Below are 15,801 nucleotides of genomic sequence, written 5' to 3'. Positions count from 1 at the left end.
CTGTCCGCACCATGGCATCGCCGACCTTGCTGACCCCGCCGTCGATGTCGGTTTCGCCGGATTGGTATTTCTTCGGTGTTAATCCGAAATACGCGCCAACCATCCGGGATTTGCAGAACCGCTCGGGTTCGTCGACCGCGGAGCGATAGGTGATCGCGACGAGGGCGCCGACCCCGGGCGCACTCATCAACCGCCGGCAGACATGGTCTGCCCGTGCGATCTTCAGCATCGCGCGGTGCAGGCGGGTGAACTCACTCCATAGCGTAGCCCTGGCCTGCAGCATTGCGCCGATCACCGTCTCGAGCATGGCATGCCCGTCAGCAAGCTCCCGGATACGAACTTCAAAACGCCCGCGACTGACCTCGCCAACTTTTAGACCGAAGCCACGCAGGATACCGCGAATGCTGAGCTCCACATCCAACAGCTTGGCTTGCAGCAGCTTGCGTCCGACAAGCAGGGCGCGCACTTCCTGAGCGCCGGCCGACTTGGCATGCACTGGCCGATACCACCCCATGCGAAGCAGCTGAGCGATCCCGCGCGCATCTTTCCGATCGGTCTTCACCGTCATCGCCGACAGCGCCGCCTTCACATGCCGCGTCTCCAGCAGCACCACCTCGAAGCCGGCATCCACCAGCCCCTCACGCAGCCATTGCGATAGCGGACCCGCCTCAAGACCAATCCGGGTCAGCGGCAAGCCGATCCCGCCGACAAGTCGGCAAAGCGCTTCAGGCTCACTCGCCACCTTCGCCTCGCGAACGATCTTCCCCTTGCCATCCACCACGCACACGCTGCTCTCTTTCAGCGAGACGTCAATTCCAACATAATACTCCATGGCTGTTCCTCGATGATGCTTGGGGCCGACCCATTCGGACCCCCGTTCAACACACCATCACTCTGGGGGACAGCCACCACGCCGCCTATAGCTCGGCCACAGGCCCATTACGGCATCTATAAGAGCCACATTGATTGATCTCACAGCGTCGCAGCTTCGGCCGTTCAGCTATGGCGGGACTGAACGCGATGACGGCTTTCGAGCGGTCGTCGACCAAATGATCGGGCATCGCCACATGGTGTTTGCTACGCCGGTTTATTGGTATGCCATGAGCGGACCGATGAAGATGTTCTTCGATCGACTTTCGGACCTGCTGAAAGACTCCGAATCTCGATTGATTGGCCGCGCCGGTGGGTAAATTCGAGGTGATAGGGCGCGTGCGGCGCACCGAGCACCACGCCGTCGAAGCCGTCATGATCCACGAACCGGCCAATCTCGGCGAAGCCAAGCCCGTCGCGATAGAAACGCGTCACCTGTTCCAACCGGTCGGTCGGACGGGCCACGCGCAAAATCGGCAGCAAGCCTGTCCCACGGTTTTCAACGCCCAGAAATTCGGTCATTCTGCCCCGCAACGAAGCGGAGGATGCCATGGACTATGAGATGATCGCAACCGAAACCCAGGGTCGGGTCGGCCTGATCCTGCTGAACCGACCCAAAGCGCTGAACGCCCTGTGCGACCAGTTGATGACCGAACTGGGCGACGCCCTGCGTGGTTACGACAACGATACGGCAATCGGCGCGATCGTGGTCACCGGCAGCGAGCGCGCCTTCGCCGCCGGGGCCGATATCAAGGAAATGCAGAACCGCACCCACCCCGCAACGGCACTCGACGATTTCATCGGCAAGACCTGGGAGGTGGTGACCACGATCCGCAAGCCGGTCATCGCCGCGGTGGCCGGCTACGCGCTCGGCGGCGGCTGCGAACTCGCGATGATGTGCGATATCGTTCTTGCCGCCGACACCGCGAAATTCGGCCAGCCGGAGATCAATCTCGGCGTCATCCCCGGTGCGGGTGGCACCCAGCGGCTGACGCGGGCGGTGGGAAAATCCAAGGCGATGGAAATGATCCTCACCGGACGGATGATGGACGCGGCCGAAGCCGAGCGCGCCAATCTGGTCGCCCGCGTGGTTCCTGCCGCCGATCTGATCGCCGAGGCGGTGAAGCTTGGCGAAACCATCGCCGGAATGTCGCCGGTCGCGACCGCGATCGCGAAGCGCGCGGTCAACCGCGCCTATGAAACCACGCTGGCCGAAGGTGTCGGCTACGAACGGGCCACTTTTCTCTCGCTGTTCGGCACCCCGCACCAGCGCGAGGGAATGAGCGCCTTCATCGAGAAGCGCAAACCAGAATTCTCCTGATCGAATGGCTTATACCATGTCTCGCTGATCGCGACCCATGGTATTCGCTCTTTATGTTCGCGCGCGCCGCCCGCCAACCCGCGCGCATACCAAATCTCATGAGTCGAGATTCATAAGATTTGGTATTAACTCAGCAAATGGACCGAAAATAGCCGCTCGGCGTCGGTCCAGCTTCGCGCAACGTGCCATCCCGCCCTTGTGGCGAGACCGGCAAAGCGTTCGATGCTGAACTTGTAGCTGTTCTCGGTATGGATCGTCTCGCCGGCACGGAACCGGATGGTCCGCCCCGCCACACGCACGCTCTGCGCCACAAGGCTTTCCAGGTGCATCTCGATCCGCTTCGCCGTGTCGTTCCAGACCGCGCGATGGGCGAACAGGTCGAGATCGAAATCGGCATCCGCCTCGCGATTGAGCCGGGTGAGCATGTTCAGGTTGAATGCCGCCGTCACCCCCGCCGCATCGTCGTAGGCCGGAACCAGAATATCGGGGGATTTTTCGAGATCGACGCCGATCAGCAGCGAAGCGCATACGCCCAGCGTCGTGCGCACCTGGCGCAGGAATGCGATCGCGTCGGGAGGATCGAGATTGCCGATGGTCGAGCCTGGAAAAAATCCGAGTTTCGGCATTGCTCCGATCGCAGCGGGCAATTTCACCGGGGCCAGGAAATCGGCCGCGATCGGATGCAGCGCGACCGCGCGATGCGACCAGCGCAGACGCGATTTCAGCGCGGTCAATGCCTGATGGGCGATATCGATCGGCACATAGGCATCGACATCGAGTGCGGCGAACAGGATCGCGGCCTTCGCCTCGTCGCTCGCGCCGTATTCGACGAGCGCCGCACCCGGCGGCACCAGTGCCGCGAGATCGCCGGCAATGTCGCGCAGAATGCCAAGCTCCGTGCGCGTCGGGTAGTATTCCGGCAATTCGGTGATCGCGCCGAACAGCGTGCAACCGGCGTCGTCATAGAAGAATTTCGGCGGCAGCGATTTGCGCGGGGCGGTCAGCCCGTTCAGCGCCTCGGCCACGAAATCGCTGCGCGCCGGCGCTAGCGCGCCGCTTCCCTCCGGCATCGCTCAACAATCCTGTGCGAGGCGCAGGCCGGAAAACTGCCAGCGTTTGTCGGGATGGTAGAAATTGCGATAGCTCGGTCGCGCATGGCCCGGCGGGGTCGCCACCGAGGAGCCGCGCAGCACCATCTGATTGATCATGAATTTTCCATTATATTCGCCGATCGCGCCGGGAACCGGGCGAAACCCCGGATAAGGCGCATAGGCGCTCGCGGTCCATTGCCAAACCGTGTCCGTCATTTCGGAGAGACGCGCATCGCCGCTCGCGGCTTCCCATTCTGCCTCGGTCGGCAGCCGCGCCCAGGCCCAGCGGGCGAACGCATCGGCTTCATACCAGGAGATATGCGCAACTGGTGCCTCGGGATCGAGCCGCCGCAATCCTTCGGGACCAAACTCGAACCACACCCCGTCCCGCTTGCGCCAATGCAACGGGGCGCACCAGCGTTGTTCCTGCGCCTCGGCCCAGCCATCCGACATCCACAGCGTTGCCGTGCGGTAGCCGCCATCGGTCATGAAATCGAGCCAGTCGCGGTTGCGCACCAGGCGGTTCGCCAGACGATAGGGTTCGAGATGAACACGGTGGCGCGGTGTCTCGTTATCGAAATGAAAACCCGCGCCGGGGTGGCCGATTTCGACCAACCCGCCATCGAATGCGACGAACCGCGCCTCGCCGCGCATCGGTGCCGGGCGGGCGAAATGCGGCACCGCCGCCGGCAGCAGCTTGTTCTGCGCGAACGCGTGGGTGATGTCGGTGAGCAGCAATTCCTGGTGTTGCTGTTCGTGCTGCAGGCCGAGTTCGATCAGATGTGCGAGATTGTTGCGCTGTTGACCGATCAGCCGCCCCATCGCGGCATCGACATGGGCGCGATACGCGGTGACGTGGTCGCAGGACGGCCGGGTAATCAGACCCCGCTGCGGGCGCGGCTGCCGGTCGCCGATCGTTTCGTAATAGGAATTGAACAGGAACTGAAAATCCGCATCGAAGATCCGGTACTCAGGCAGGTGCGGCACGAGAACGAACTGCTCGAAGAACCACGTCGTATGGGCGCGGTGCCATTTGACCGGACTCGCGTCGGGCATCGACTGGATGCACTGATCCTCGGCGGACAATGCCGAGGCCAGATATTCCGTATGGTTGCGAACGGCGGCAAACCGCGAGGTATCCACCGAGCCTGAAAATGCGTCCATTCGGAGTTCCTCCCGCCGATCTGTCGCAAATGGGGAGCGCTCCTCGTCATTGGTAGAGTTTTCCTCGGTTTTTTGCAGTCGCCCGCAAATTCAATAAAATTTCAAGCAAATCCAGGAATTTAGCTGGTCATACGGCCGGGACGCCTTTCGATGTCGAATACTCGAAATGCAGCGCCTCGCCGGGATGCACGATCGGGTGGATCGCGTGCGCCGCCATCGCCGCCTCGGAAAACCCCTGAAGGATCAGCTTGAGCTTGCCGGGATAGTGCGCGACGTCACCGATCGCAAAGATGCCGCGCGTGCTGGTCTCGCAGGTCGAGGGCGTCACCATCACATGATGCATCGCAAGATCGAGCCCCCATTGGGAGATCGGCCCCAGATCGGTCGCGAGGCCGAAAAACGCAAGAAGAATATCGGCGTCCAGGTTTCGGGTTTTCCCGTCGAGATCGGCCACTTCGACCGCGCGGAGCACCCCCGCCTCGCCATGCAGCGCGTGGAGCTGGTAGGGAATCACGAGGTCGATTTCGCGGCGTCCGGCGGCGCCGGCGAGTTGGGCGGCGGTTTCGGGGGCCGCGCGGAATTTTGCCCGCCGATGCACCACGGCGACGCTGGCGGCGATATCCTTGAGTGAAAGCGCCCAATCGACGGCGGAATCGCCGCCGCCGGCGATCACCACGCGCTTGCCGCGCAGCGTATCGCGCCGGCGGACATAATATTGCACGGCGCCGGTGGCCTCATAGGAGGCAAGATTGTCGAGCGGTGGCCGGTTCGGCCCGAAGGCGCCAGCGCCGGCGGCGATGACGATGGCCTTGGCACGAACCGTGTCGCCCTGGTCGGTGGCGATGATGAAATCCCCCGCTTCGCCGGAGATTGCGGTCACCAAGCGGCCGAGCAGGCGGGGAGCCGCGAAGGGAGCGGCCTGCGCTTCCAGCTTTTCGATCAGCCCGGCCGCGTCGATCGCCGGATGCGCCGGGATGTCGTAGATCGGTTTCTCGGGATAGAGGGCCGCGCATTGGCCGCCCACCTCGCCAAGCGCGTCGATCACCACGGACGAGAGTTTCAACATTCCGCATTCGAACACGGCGAACAGCCCGACCGGGCCGGCGCCGATAATGGCCACATCGGCCGTCATCGTCTCTGCCATGCGCCCTGCCTAACCGAAATCGGGTGACGGTCAATCTTTGCCGGCGCCGGCCGGTTCGGGCAGGATCGGCCGCATGGCGATTCGCACGATTTTGCTCCATAGCGAGGCTGAGACAGTCGCCCTCGCGCGCGAACTGGCCGCGCGCGCTACGGCGGGCGACGCTGTCTTGCTCACGGGGCCGCTGGGTGCCGGGAAATCCACCCTGGCCCGCGCTTTCATCCGCGCCCGCGCCGGCGATCCCGCGCTCGATGTGCCGAGCCCGAGCTTCACCCTGGTGCAGAGCTACGATCTCGACCCGCCGATCGCGCATTTCGACCTCTGGCGGCTCGGCGGCCCGGACGAGGTCGCCGAACTCGGCTTCGAGACGGCGCTGGCGGGGATCGCTCTGGTCGAATGGCCGGAAAAATTGGGGCCTCTCGCGCCCCGCGACGCGCTGACCATCACCCTCGCCTGGGGCAACGGCGAAATCCGCCATGCGACGCTCGATGGCCCCGAACGGCTCGTCGCGGGCGCTACATGACCCCGAATATCGCCGCATTCCCGCTGGCTGCGCAGTTTCTGCCCGCCCTCGCCCATGCCTGGCTCGATAGCGCCGCCGCCGAGGGACGCGATCCGGCCGACGGGCTGCTGATCCTGCCGACCCGCCGTGCCGCCCGTGCCGCCGCCGCCGGGTTTCTTGCCGCCCATGGCAAGCCGCTAATCCTGCCGCGCATCACCGCCATCGGCGCTCCCGACGAAGCTTCCCTCGGCATCGCCGGCGGGCTCGATCTGCCGCCGGCGATTCCGCCCGAGGAACGGCGGGCAATTCTGGCACGGCTGATCCTCGGCATGGCCGGGCGGGACGGCGCGCCGACCCGGCTTGCCGAAGCGCTGACCCTTGCCGACGACCTTGCACTCCTGATCGACGCGGCGGAACAGGCGGAAATCGATCTCGCCGAAACCCTGCCCGGCATCGTCGCCCCCGATCTCGCCGAACACTGGCAGCGCACGCTGGATTTCCTCGGCATCGTCACCCGCGCCTGGCCGGAGATTCTCGCCGCGCGCGGCGCGGTCGATCCGGCGCGGCGGCTGCGCCTGCTGCTCGATACGCAGGTGACCTTCTGGCGCGACAATCCGCCGGCACAACAAGTCTGGCTCGCCGGCATCGCCGCAGGATCTCCTGCGGTCGCCCGGCTTGCCCGCGTGGTCGCCGGGCTCGACCAGGGCAGGGTGATCCTGGCCGGATTCGACCCGGATTTGTCCGATGCGGCCTGGGACGCGCTGGATTCATCTCCCACCCATCCGCAAGCCGGGCTGCGCCGTCTGCTCACCGCCATGGGCGCGCGGCGCGAGGAGGTCGCATCATGGCCGGCAAAAAACGCCGCCAGCCGGCCCAACCGGATTGCCCTGCTGCGCCGGGCTTTCCTGCCCCCGGCGGCGCTCGCCGAATGGCAGACGCAATTCGTCGAGCTGGTCGAGGGGATGTTCCGGCTCGACGCCGCCGACGAACAGGACGAGGCGCGCGCCATCGCGCTCGCGCTGCGCGACGCGTTGGAAACACCGAGCCGCGATGCCGCCCTGGTCACGCCGGATCGCGGGCTGGCGGTGCAGGTGTCGGCGGAACTGGCACGCCTTGGCATCCGGGCGGAAGACAGCGCCGGCGAACCACTCGCCGAAACCCCGCCGGCGATTCTGCTTCGGCTGCTCGCCACGGCGCAGGCCGCGCAATACGCGCCGGTTCCATTGCTCGCTTTGCTGAAGCACCCGCTCGCCGCCGCCGGACGCAGCCCGGCGGTTTGCCGCGGATTTGCCCGCCGGCTCGATATCCTGCTCCGCAAGCATTTGCCCGGACCCGGATTCTCCGCCCTGCGCTACGCCGCAGAAGCCGAAAAGGATGCGGAACTCGCCGCGTTCATCGCCGCGCTGCAGACGCTGCTGCGGCCGCTGATCGACGCCGGCGGAGTGATGACGGCATCGCCCGCCGCGCTGATCGGAGCACTGATTGAAGCCGCCGAAGCGCTGACGAGTACCGACGAGGCGCCGGATGGCGCGAAACTCTGGGCCGGGGAGGCAGGAAGCACCCTGTCGGACCATCTCGCGCGGCAACTCGCGTCTCTCGATGGTCTGCCCGATATCGCCCCGAGCGAATTGCCCGCACTGTTCGATACGATCCTGGGGAATGCCAGGCTGCGCCGGACCCGCGCGCGCGATGCCAATCCCCGCGTCGCGATCTGGGGCATCATGGAAGCGCGGTTGCAGACCGTGGATACGCTGATCCTCGGCGGGATGGTCGAAGGCGTATTCCCGGCCGAGCCCGATCCGGGCCCCTGGCTGTCGCGCCCGATGCGTAAAGCCGCCGGGCTGCCCGACGATGCGGGGTTGATCGGCGAGGCCGCGCATGACGTGACCAGCCTGATCGCCACCTGCGATACGGTGATCCTCTCGGCGCCGCGCCGGCGCGGGCGGGCACCCGCCGTGCCCTCGCGCTTCCTCGCCCGGATCGAGCTTGTGCTCCGCGGCGCCGGGCGAAGTCTCGCCCGTCATCCCGCAGCAAGCTGGTCCGCGCAATTGGACCAGCCGGCGGCCCGCATCATCCGGCCGCGCCCGGCGCCGCGCCCGCCAGCCGAAGTCCGACCGATGCGCTACTCGATTTCCGAGATCACCACCCTGCTCGCCGATCCCTATGCGATCCATGCCAGCCGGATCATGCGGCTGACCCCGCTCAACCCGCTCGACGCCGAAACCGATACCAGGCTGTTCGGCACCATCGTTCATGAAGGCTTGAGGCAGGCGGCGACCGATCCGGTCTGGGCCGCGGCGCCGGATGCGGAGCAGAAGCTTGCCGCCGCGTTCGGCCGCGAACTGGGCAAGCAGCGGCTGCGCCGCGCGCTGGAGGCGTTCTGGCGGGTCAGGCTGGAGCGCATCGCCGGATGGATCGCGGCGATCGAACGGGACCGGCTCGCGGCGCACGGTCCGGCCGAGACGATCGCGACCGAAATTCCCGGATGCTGGGAATTCGATGGTTTTTTACTCCGTGGCCGGGCCGACCGGATCGAGCGCCGGGCGGACGGCATCGCGATCATCGACTACAAGACCGGCAGCCCGCCCGACGACCGGGCCATCGAAACCGGCGGCGCGCCTCAACTCCCGCTCGAAGCGGTGATCGCCGAAGCCGGCGGGTTCGGCGCATCCTGCCGCGGCACGGTGACGGAACTCGTCTACTGGAAACTGTCCGGCGGGGCGACCGAAGGCGAAACCCGCGCCATCCTGAAGGGTGACGCCGACCGGCTGCGCGCCGTGATCGACGCCGCGCGCAGCGAAATCCCCCTTCTGCTCGCGCGCTACGCCGATCCGGCAACGCCGTTTCTCGATGCGCCGCATCCCGGACGGCAAACTCATGATCGCCCCTTCGCCGGCATTTCCCGCCGCGCTGAGTGGGAGGACAGCGCGTGAGCCGCGCGGTCCAGGCCGCTGAAGCCGCCCAGCGTGCGGCCTCCGATCCACGTGTTTCGGCATTCGTCGGTGCCTCGGCGGGGTCGGGCAAGACCAAGCTGCTGACCGACCGGCTGCTCCGCCTGATGCTGTCCGGCGCCAGCCCGGCGCGCATCCTGTGCCTCACTTTCACCCGCGCGGCGGCGGCGGAAATGGCGATCCGGCTGCGCGACCGGCTCGGGCGCTGGGCGACCTTGGATAGCCTGACGCTCGATGCCGACCTCGAAAGCCTGGACGTGGTTACCACCGAGGCGAGTCGAAGCCGCGCCCGCTCGCTGTTCGGCGTGGTGCTCGACCTGCCGGGCGGGATGCGAATCGACACGATCCACGCTTTCTGCCAGTCGCTGCTGCGCCGGTTTCCGCTGGAAGCCGGCATATCGCCGCATTTCGCCGTCTCCGACGACTCGGAAGCCGCCGAGCGGCGACGCTCGGCGCGCGAATCCGTCCTCGGTGACCGGATGGATGCCTCCCATGCCGCGCTGCGCCTGCTCGCGGGGGAAATCTCCGAGCTGCAATTCGCCGAATTGACCGACCGGCTCCTCACCGATTCGCGTGCGCTGCTCACCCGCCTGCTCGACCGGCATCAGGATGCGGCGGCGATCGAGGCGATGCAGCGTGCCGCCCTCGATGCTCCCGAATCGGACGAAACCGAGTTGTGGGACGCGGCGGTCGCCCCACCGGACGAAATCTCGCTCGGCACCTGCCTGCGCCGGATTGCCACCGATAGTTCACCAAAAGCCCAGGAGCGCGCGCTGTTACTCCTCGATTGGCTTGCGAAGGATGCGGCGGGGCGCCTTGCCGCGTGGGAGGGCTGGCGCGACGGTTTCCTGACCGGCAAGGGCGAGGCTCGGGCGAAATCGGCCTTCGTGAGCAAGGCGCTCGACCAATCCGCCCCCGCTCTGGCCGAAACCATCGCCGCCGAACAGGCGCGGATCATCGCCCATGACGATCGGCTGGCGGCGCGCGACCTCGCGCGGCTCTCCGCCGCGCTGACCGGGCTTCTGCTGCCGATCCGCGCCGCCGAGGCCGGAGCGAAACTCCGCGACTCCCGCTTCGATTACGGCGATCTGATCGCCCGCGCCGCGCGGCTTCTGTTCGATCCCGGCGCCGCCTGGGTGCTCTATAAGCTGGACGGCGGGATCGATCACATATTGCTCGACGAGGTGCAGGATATCGCCCCCGCGCAATGGGGCGTGATCGACGCGATCGCCCAGGAGTTCTTCGCCGGAGAGGGGGTAAAAAATAATGCCGATCGCACGATCTTTGCGGTCGGCGACCGGAAACAGTCGATCTACTCCTTCCAGGGCGCCGATCTCGCCAGTTTCGACGCCTGGCGGAGCAAAATCGGCCGGCAGGTGCGCAACGCCGGGGCACTCTGGCACGAAGGCACGCTCGCGACCTCGTTCCGCTCCACCGCGCCCGTCCTCGCTTTGGCCGATCAGGTCTTCGCGACTGGCGAAGCGCGCGACGGCGTGGTTCTGCCGGGCGAATCGCTGATCCACGGGGTGAGTCGCGCGGGACAGGCCGGATCGGCGACACTCTGGCCGCTCGCCCCGGCCGACCCCGACCCCGAATTGCAGCCCTGGGCCGTCACCGACGATTACGCCCGCCAAGCCTCGGCGCGGCGGCGCCTCGCCGATGGCCTGGCCACCTGGATCAAGCGGCGGATCGAGACGAAAATGCCGCTTCTGTCGCGCGGCCGGGCGCTGACGGCGGGCGATATCCTGATCCTGGTGAGAACCCGGAACGAATTCGGCCCGGCGCTGACCCGCGCCCTGAAGGATGCCGGGGTTCCGGTCGCCGGGCTCGACCGCATGGTGCTGACCGAAAACCGCGCGGTCGCGGACCTGATCGCCCTCGCCCAGGCGCTGCTTCTGCCGGAAGACGATGTCGCGGTCGCGACGGTTCTGGCCAGCCCGCTCGGCGGCTTGTCGGACGATGATGTGATGGACCTCGCCATGTCCAGGCGCGGCAGCCTGCGCGATGCGCTGTTCGCCCGCGCGGCGGAGCGCCCGGTCTTCGCGGAAGCACGCGATCTGTTCGCCGCCGCGCAGGCACGGACGGATTTCGTTTCGCCTTACCGCCTGTTCGCCGAGGTGCTCGGGCCTTTGGGCGGACGGGCAAAACTCCTTGCCCGCCTCGGGCCGGAATCCGCCGAACCGATCGACGAGTTGCTGGCGACCGCGCTGGAGTATGGCCGGCGCGAACCCGCCAGCCTGCAAGGCTTCCTCGCGGCACTTGATGCCGCCGCCGCCGAAATCAAGCGTGAAGCCGAGGCTTCTGGCGATTCGGTGCGGCTGATGACCGTACACGGTGCGAAGGGGCTGCAGGCGCCTTTGGTCATTCTCCCGGATACCACGGGGATTCCCAAGCAAGGCAACACGCTGCACTGGATGGCAGTACCCCAGGACAATCTGCGCGTGCCGATATTCTGCCCGCGCGCCGGTCTGCGCAGTCAGGCAGTCGCGGATGCGGCTGCCGAGGCGCGAAGCGCGATGCTGGAGGAATATAATCGTCTGCTCTATGTCGCCCTGACCAGAGCCGAGGACCATCTGATCGTCTGCGGCGCCTCACCGAAGAACGGACCGCCGGCATCCTGCTGGTATGAGAAGATCCGCGCCGGGTTCGACCGGCTGAACGATGTTGTGGAAACCGGCATCGCCCTGCCCTGGGCTGAACACGCACGCGTCGCCGCCAGCGCGCAGACCGCCGCGCCGGACCGGACCGGGCGGCGCGTCACCGTCACCGCGGCCGATCCGCCGCCCTGGCTCGATGCCGGCTCCGGTTGGCGCGCCGCCCCGCCACCCTTGCCTTCCGGCCGGATCGACCGGCTGGTGCCGAGCCGCAGTGCCGAAGGCGAGGCATCCGGCCTTGCCAGCGCCTCGCCGCGCGCGGCGATGACCGCATCAGGCCGGGCGGCGGCGCTGGCGCGCGGCCGCCTGATCCATGCGCTGCTGCAGCATCTGCCCGATCTGCCCGAGCATCGCCGGCTCGGCGCCGCCCAGACCTATCTGCGCCAGAAGGCCCATGGCCTGAGCATCGGCGCCCAAGACGATATCGCCGCCTGCGTGATGCACGTGCTTGGCCATCCAGAACTGGCATCGCTATTCGGCCCCGATTCGCGCGCCGAGGCGCCGATCGCCGGCATCGTGAACGGCGTGGAAATCGGCGGCCTGATCGACCGGCTCGTGCTTCTGCCCGATCGCATCCTGATCGCCGACTACAAGACCGACCGCGCACCGCCTACCGCCCCCGAGGCGATTCCGTCGGCCTATCTCGCCCAGTTGGCCGCCTATGGCTCGGTGCTGCGGGCGATCCATCCCGACAAACCCGTTTCCACCCTGCTCATCTGGACCGCCACCGGCGCGGTCATGCCGGTGCCGGAGCCGCTGCTCATCCGCCATGCACCGCAACCGCACCAGCCATCATCGGCTTGATCCCATGGCGGCGACGCGCCATTCTGTGAAACAATTCTACAGGAGTCCCGCTCATGAGCGCTGTATCAAAACCCGTCTCCGACGCCGAATTCTCGATTTCGGTGCTGGAATCGAAGGAGCCCGTTCTGGTCGATTTCTGGGCCGAATGGTGCGGCCCCTGCCGCGTCATCGCTCCGGCCCTCGAAGAACTCGGTGGCGAATATGCCGGCAAACTTTCGATCGCCAAGGTGAATATCGACGAAAACCCGATGACGCCGACCAAGTTCGGCGTGCGCGGCATCCCGACCCTGATCCTGTTCAAGGACGGCAAGCCGGCGGCAACCCATGTCGGCGCGGCGCCGAAAAGTGTCCTGAAAGCCTGGATCGACAAGAACCTTGGCGATACAGCTCAAACCGCCAAGGCGGTTTGAGGGGCTGATGCCGCAGACCGACGAGGCGGAAACCCCGCCCGATGCGACGCCGATGATCCGCGCCATCGCCATGCCCGCCGACGCCAATGCCAATGGCGATATTTTCGGCGGCTGGCTGATGGCGCAGATGGACCTCGGCGGCAGCAACCTCGCGGGCCGCATCGCCCATGGCCGGATCGCGACCGTCGCGGTCGACGCGATGAGCTTCATCCGCCCGGTGAAAATCGGCGATGAAGTCAGCGTCTATGCCGATCTGGTGTCGGTGGGGCGCACCTCGATCCGCGTCAATGTCGAGGCGTGGCGGCGGGCGCGGGATTCGGCGAGCGAACGGCGCGTCACCAAAGCGGTGTTCACCTTCGTCGCGATCGACAGCGAAGGGCGGCCGCGCCCGATCGCGGCAGGTTCAGCCGATCTCCGATAGCGGGCGCGCAATGTCTTCCAGCGGCACGCGCGCGGCATCGACGCCGATGACGGCTTCGATGCACGCAGCAGCAGCCATCAGCCCACCGCCGAGCAGATAGCCGTAGAACACGTTGACTCGTGCGCCGCTGCCAATCAGCGCGCCGAACAGGATCGGGCCGATAATACCGCCCAGCGCCGTACCGAACGCATAGAAAATCGCGATCGCGATGGCACGGATTTCCAGTGGGAAACTTTCGCTAACCGTGAGATAGGCGGAACTCGCCGCCGCCGAGGCGAAAAAGAAAATCACCGTCCAGGCCGCGGTCTGCCCCGACGCGCCCAGCGTACCGAGCATGAACAAATACCCCGTCAGAGCCATCAAGATTCCAGAAATCGCATAGGTTCCGGCAATCATCGCGCGCCGGCCGAGCGAATCGAAGAATCGGCCCAGCAGAAGCGGCCCCGCGAAATTGCCGAGCGCGAAGGGCAGGATGTACAGCCCGACGCGGCCGCTCGGCACGCGATAGAATTTCGTCAGCACCAGCGCATAGGTGAAGAAAATCGCATTGTAGCAGAATGCCTGCGCGGTCATCAGCGAAATGCCGAGCATGGCCCTCTGGCGATAGCGCGTGAACAGGGCGTGCAACCCGACGCCGAACCAGGATGTTACATCGGTCCGAAGCCGGATTGTTTTCAACCTGGATTCGGGAGGGGCAGTGCTTACGCGCCGCTCGATTTCGGCCATGATCCGCTCCGCCGCTTCCGGGTCGCCATGGGTCATCAGCCAGCGTGGACTTTCGGGAATGAATCGGCGCAGCAGCAACGCGATACCGGCAATCGCGCCGCCGATGATGAAGGCGAGCCGCCAGCCATGGTCGGCTGCGACGATATGCGGATCGAGCGCCGCCAGCGCGCCAAGCGCACCAATTGCAGCACCGATCCAGTAGCTGCCGTTGATCACCAGATCGGTAAAGCCGCGCCGCCGTGCCGGGATCAGTTCCTGAATGGTCGCATTGATCGCCGAATACTCGCCGCCGATGCCGGTTCCGGTGACGAACCGGAACACCAGAAGCGACACAAAATTCCAGGACAATCCCGAAGCGATCGTTGCCAGGAGATAGACGAGCAAGGTGACGGTGAACAGACGCTTGCGGCCCAGGCGATCGGTCAGCCAGCCGAAAAACAACGCCCCGAGCACCGCGCCCGCCACATAGGCGCTGCCCAGTGCGCCGACATCGGCACTGGATAGATGCATCTCCGGCGCCTTCGCGATCGCGCCGGAAAGCGAGCCCACCATGGTGACTTCGAGTCCGTCGAGAATCCAGGTGACGCCAAGCGCCGTGACCACCAGCCAGTGAAACCGCGCCCAAGGCAATCGGTCGAGCCGGGCCGGAATATCCGTCACGACCGACGGCGTCGCCACCACGGGTTACAGATGCGGGCCAAGCAGCGAAAGATCGGCCTTCCCGAGCCGGTCCTTCGCCGTCTGCAATTGGTGCCAGTAGGGATATTGCAAGGGCGGCGCGCTCACCTTGTTCAGCTTTGCGCGTTCCGCCTCTGTCAGTTCCAGGCTTGCCGCGTTCAGATTATCGGCAAGCTGTTTTTCGTTGCGCGCTCCGATGATCACCGACGTCACCGCCGGGCGTCCCAGCAGCCACGCCAAGGCGATCTGCGCGCCGCTGACACCGCGTGCGTCGGCAATCTCCACCAGCGCATCGACGATAGTCCATAATCTGGCTTCGTCATGGATCGGCGGTTCATCCCACCCCGCCAGTTGCCGCGAGCCTTCCGGCGCTTTTCGATCGCGCCGATGCTTGCCCGACAGCAGCCCGCCGGCGAGCGGACTCCACACCAATACGCCAAGCCCCTGATCGATCGACAGTGGAATCAATTCGTTCTCCGCTTCGCGCGCCTGCAACGTGTAATGGATCTGCTGACTGACAAACCGCTGCCGATGCGCCGCACCCGCGACCCACAGCGCCTTCATCACATGCCAGGCGGAATAATTCGAACACCCCACGTAACGCACCTTGCCGTGGCGAATCAGCGTGTCCAACGCCTCAATCGTCTCTTCCAGTGGGGTCAACCCATCCCATTCATGCACCTGGTACAGGTCGATCACGTCCCGGCGCAGGCGTTTCAAGCTCGCCTCGCATCCGGCGACGATGTGGTGGCGCGACAGGCCGGCATCGTTCGGCCCGTCGCCCATCGGAAACCGCACCTTGGTCGCGATCAGTACGTCGGATTTGCGCTTGCCGCCCAAAACCTCGCCGACGATTTCCTCGGAGCCGCCCGTCGAATAGATATCCGCCGTATCGATCAGGTTGACCCCGGCATCGAAACACATATCGATCTGCCGGCGCGCCTCGCCGACCCCGACATTGCCGACCATCCCGAACACGCCCTTGCCGCCCATCGTCATGGTGCCGAGCGTCAGCGCCGAGACTTTCAGGCCGGACCGGCCGAGCAAACGATAATCCATGAATTCCCC

13 protein-coding genes and 1 pseudogene are annotated in these 15,801 nt (G+C 66.0%); 7 read left to right on the top strand and 7 right to left on the bottom strand.

Annotation, left to right across the window (positions count from 1 at the left end; genetic code table 11):
• Positions 1–832: IS110 family RNA-guided transposase (locus L2A60_RS12690; protein WP_235704774.1), on the bottom strand; the 832-nt coding region annotated here is incomplete at its 3' end.
• A 130-nt stretch (positions 833–962) separates the two neighbouring features.
• Here L2A60_RS12690 and L2A60_RS20900 point away from each other — a divergent pair.
• Positions 963–1,118 (top strand): annotated as a pseudogene (locus tag L2A60_RS20900) (NAD(P)H-dependent oxidoreductase); the annotation flags it as partial.
• On the opposite strand, the gene L2A60_RS12685 reads toward L2A60_RS20900, so the two are convergent.
• Entirely contained in the window at positions 1,078–1,392 is a 315-nt protein-coding gene (locus L2A60_RS12685; RefSeq protein WP_235704773.1) for a VOC family protein, read from the bottom strand. The pseudogene L2A60_RS20900 and the gene L2A60_RS12685 sit on opposite strands and share 41 nt — an antisense overlap.
• Before the next feature lie 28 nt (positions 1,393–1,420).
• On the opposite strand from L2A60_RS12685, the gene L2A60_RS12680 reads away from it, so the two are divergent.
• Positions 1,421–2,191: an enoyl-CoA hydratase gene (locus tag L2A60_RS12680; RefSeq protein ID WP_235704772.1), complete on the top strand. Its 771-nt coding sequence runs from the start codon at positions 1,421–1,423 to the stop codon at positions 2,189–2,191.
• A gap of 125 nt (positions 2,192–2,316) precedes the next feature.
• On the opposite strand, the gene egtD is transcribed toward L2A60_RS12680, so the two are convergent.
• The 3 genes from egtD to L2A60_RS12665 form a co-directional block, all read right to left on the bottom strand.
• Positions 2,317–3,261 carry an L-histidine N(alpha)-methyltransferase gene (egtD, locus tag L2A60_RS12675; protein ID WP_235704771.1) on the bottom strand — a complete coding sequence of 315 codons (945 nt, stop codon included), beginning with the start codon at positions 3,259–3,261 and terminating at the stop codon, positions 2,317–2,319.
• Between the two features lie 3 nt (positions 3,262–3,264).
• Positions 3,265–4,446, bottom strand: a complete 1,182-nt coding sequence (egtB, locus tag L2A60_RS12670; RefSeq protein ID WP_235704769.1) for an ergothioneine biosynthesis protein EgtB — start codon at positions 4,444–4,446, stop codon at positions 3,265–3,267.
• 127 nt (positions 4,447–4,573) lie between these two features.
• Positions 4,574–5,590, bottom strand: coding sequence for an NAD(P)/FAD-dependent oxidoreductase (locus L2A60_RS12665; protein WP_235704768.1), 1,017 nt, complete (start codon positions 5,588–5,590; stop codon positions 4,574–4,576).
• Between the two features lie 73 nt (positions 5,591–5,663).
• On the opposite strand from L2A60_RS12665, the gene tsaE reads away from it, so the two are divergent.
• Genes tsaE through L2A60_RS12640 form a run of 5 tightly spaced genes read left to right on the top strand, consistent with a single transcriptional unit; the run spans position 5,664 to position 13,329 of the window.
• Positions 5,664–6,110, top strand: coding sequence for a tRNA (adenosine(37)-N6)-threonylcarbamoyltransferase complex ATPase subunit type 1 TsaE (gene tsaE, locus L2A60_RS12660; protein ID WP_235704767.1), 447 nt, complete (start codon positions 5,664–5,666; stop codon positions 6,108–6,110).
• A complete protein-coding gene (addB, locus tag L2A60_RS12655) occupies positions 6,107–9,022 on the top strand; it encodes a double-strand break repair protein AddB (RefSeq protein WP_235704766.1) in 2,916 nt (971 codons plus the stop codon). The genes tsaE and addB overlap by 4 nt, the downstream gene beginning before the upstream one ends.
• Positions 9,019–12,498: a double-strand break repair helicase AddA gene (addA, locus tag L2A60_RS12650; RefSeq protein WP_235704765.1), complete on the top strand. Its 3,480-nt coding sequence runs from the start codon at positions 9,019–9,021 to the stop codon at positions 12,496–12,498. Before addB ends, addA begins: the two co-directional genes overlap by 4 nt.
• 53 nt (positions 12,499–12,551) lie before the next feature.
• Entirely contained in the window at positions 12,552–12,908 is a 357-nt protein-coding gene (gene trxA / locus L2A60_RS12645) for a thioredoxin (RefSeq protein WP_235704764.1), read from the top strand.
• Between the two features lie 7 nt (positions 12,909–12,915).
• Positions 12,916–13,329 (top strand): acyl-CoA thioesterase, encoded by a 414-nt coding sequence (locus L2A60_RS12640; protein WP_235704763.1) that lies wholly within the window; start codon positions 12,916–12,918, stop codon positions 13,327–13,329.
• Here L2A60_RS12640 and L2A60_RS12635 read toward each other — a convergent pair.
• Together L2A60_RS12635 and L2A60_RS12630 are read right to left on the bottom strand one after the other, a co-directional pair.
• Entirely contained in the window at positions 13,312–14,736 is a 1,425-nt protein-coding gene (locus L2A60_RS12635) for an MFS transporter (protein ID WP_235704762.1), read from the bottom strand. The genes L2A60_RS12640 and L2A60_RS12635 overlap by 18 nt on opposite strands.
• A 3-nt stretch (positions 14,737–14,739) precedes the next feature.
• Entirely contained in the window at positions 14,740–15,792 is a 1,053-nt protein-coding gene (locus tag L2A60_RS12630) for an aldo/keto reductase (protein WP_235704761.1), read from the bottom strand.
• Positions 15,793–15,801: the final 9 nt, after the last annotated feature.

Source organism: Acidiphilium iwatense, assembly GCF_021556475.1.
Classification (GTDB): Bacteria; Pseudomonadota; Alphaproteobacteria; order Acetobacterales; family Acetobacteraceae; genus Acidiphilium; species Acidiphilium iwatense.
The sequence above is the reverse complement of the archived record's forward strand: the minus strand, read 5'-3'. Positions and strand labels throughout refer to the sequence as shown.

What these genes read in the sequence shown, in the direction of transcription:
- L2A60_RS12685 (WP_235704773.1), bottom strand. Translation starts at nt 1,392, where the DNA reads ATGACCGAATTTCTGGGCGTTGAAAACCGTGGGACAGGCTTGCTGCCG.
- L2A60_RS12680 (WP_235704772.1), top strand. Translation starts at nt 1,421, where the DNA reads ATGGACTATGAGATGATCGCAACCGAAACCCAGGGTCGGGTCGGCCTG.
- egtD (WP_235704771.1), bottom strand. Translation starts at nt 3,261, where the DNA reads ATGCCGGAGGGAAGCGGCGCGCTAGCGCCGGCGCGCAGCGATTTCGTG.
- egtB (WP_235704769.1), bottom strand. Translation starts at nt 4,446, where the DNA reads ATGGACGCATTTTCAGGCTCGGTGGATACCTCGCGGTTTGCCGCCGTT.
- L2A60_RS12665 (WP_235704768.1), bottom strand. Translation starts at nt 5,590, where the DNA reads ATGGCAGAGACGATGACGGCCGATGTGGCCATTATCGGCGCCGGCCCG.
- tsaE (WP_235704767.1), top strand. Translation starts at nt 5,664, where the DNA reads ATGGCGATTCGCACGATTTTGCTCCATAGCGAGGCTGAGACAGTCGCC.
- addB (WP_235704766.1), top strand. Translation starts at nt 6,107, where the DNA reads ATGACCCCGAATATCGCCGCATTCCCGCTGGCTGCGCAGTTTCTGCCC.
- trxA (WP_235704764.1), top strand. Translation starts at nt 12,552, where the DNA reads ATGAGCGCTGTATCAAAACCCGTCTCCGACGCCGAATTCTCGATTTCG.
- L2A60_RS12640 (WP_235704763.1), top strand. Translation starts at nt 12,916, where the DNA reads ATGCCGCAGACCGACGAGGCGGAAACCCCGCCCGATGCGACGCCGATG.
- L2A60_RS12630 (WP_235704761.1), bottom strand. Translation starts at nt 15,792, where the DNA reads ATGGATTATCGTTTGCTCGGCCGGTCCGGCCTGAAAGTCTCGGCGCTG.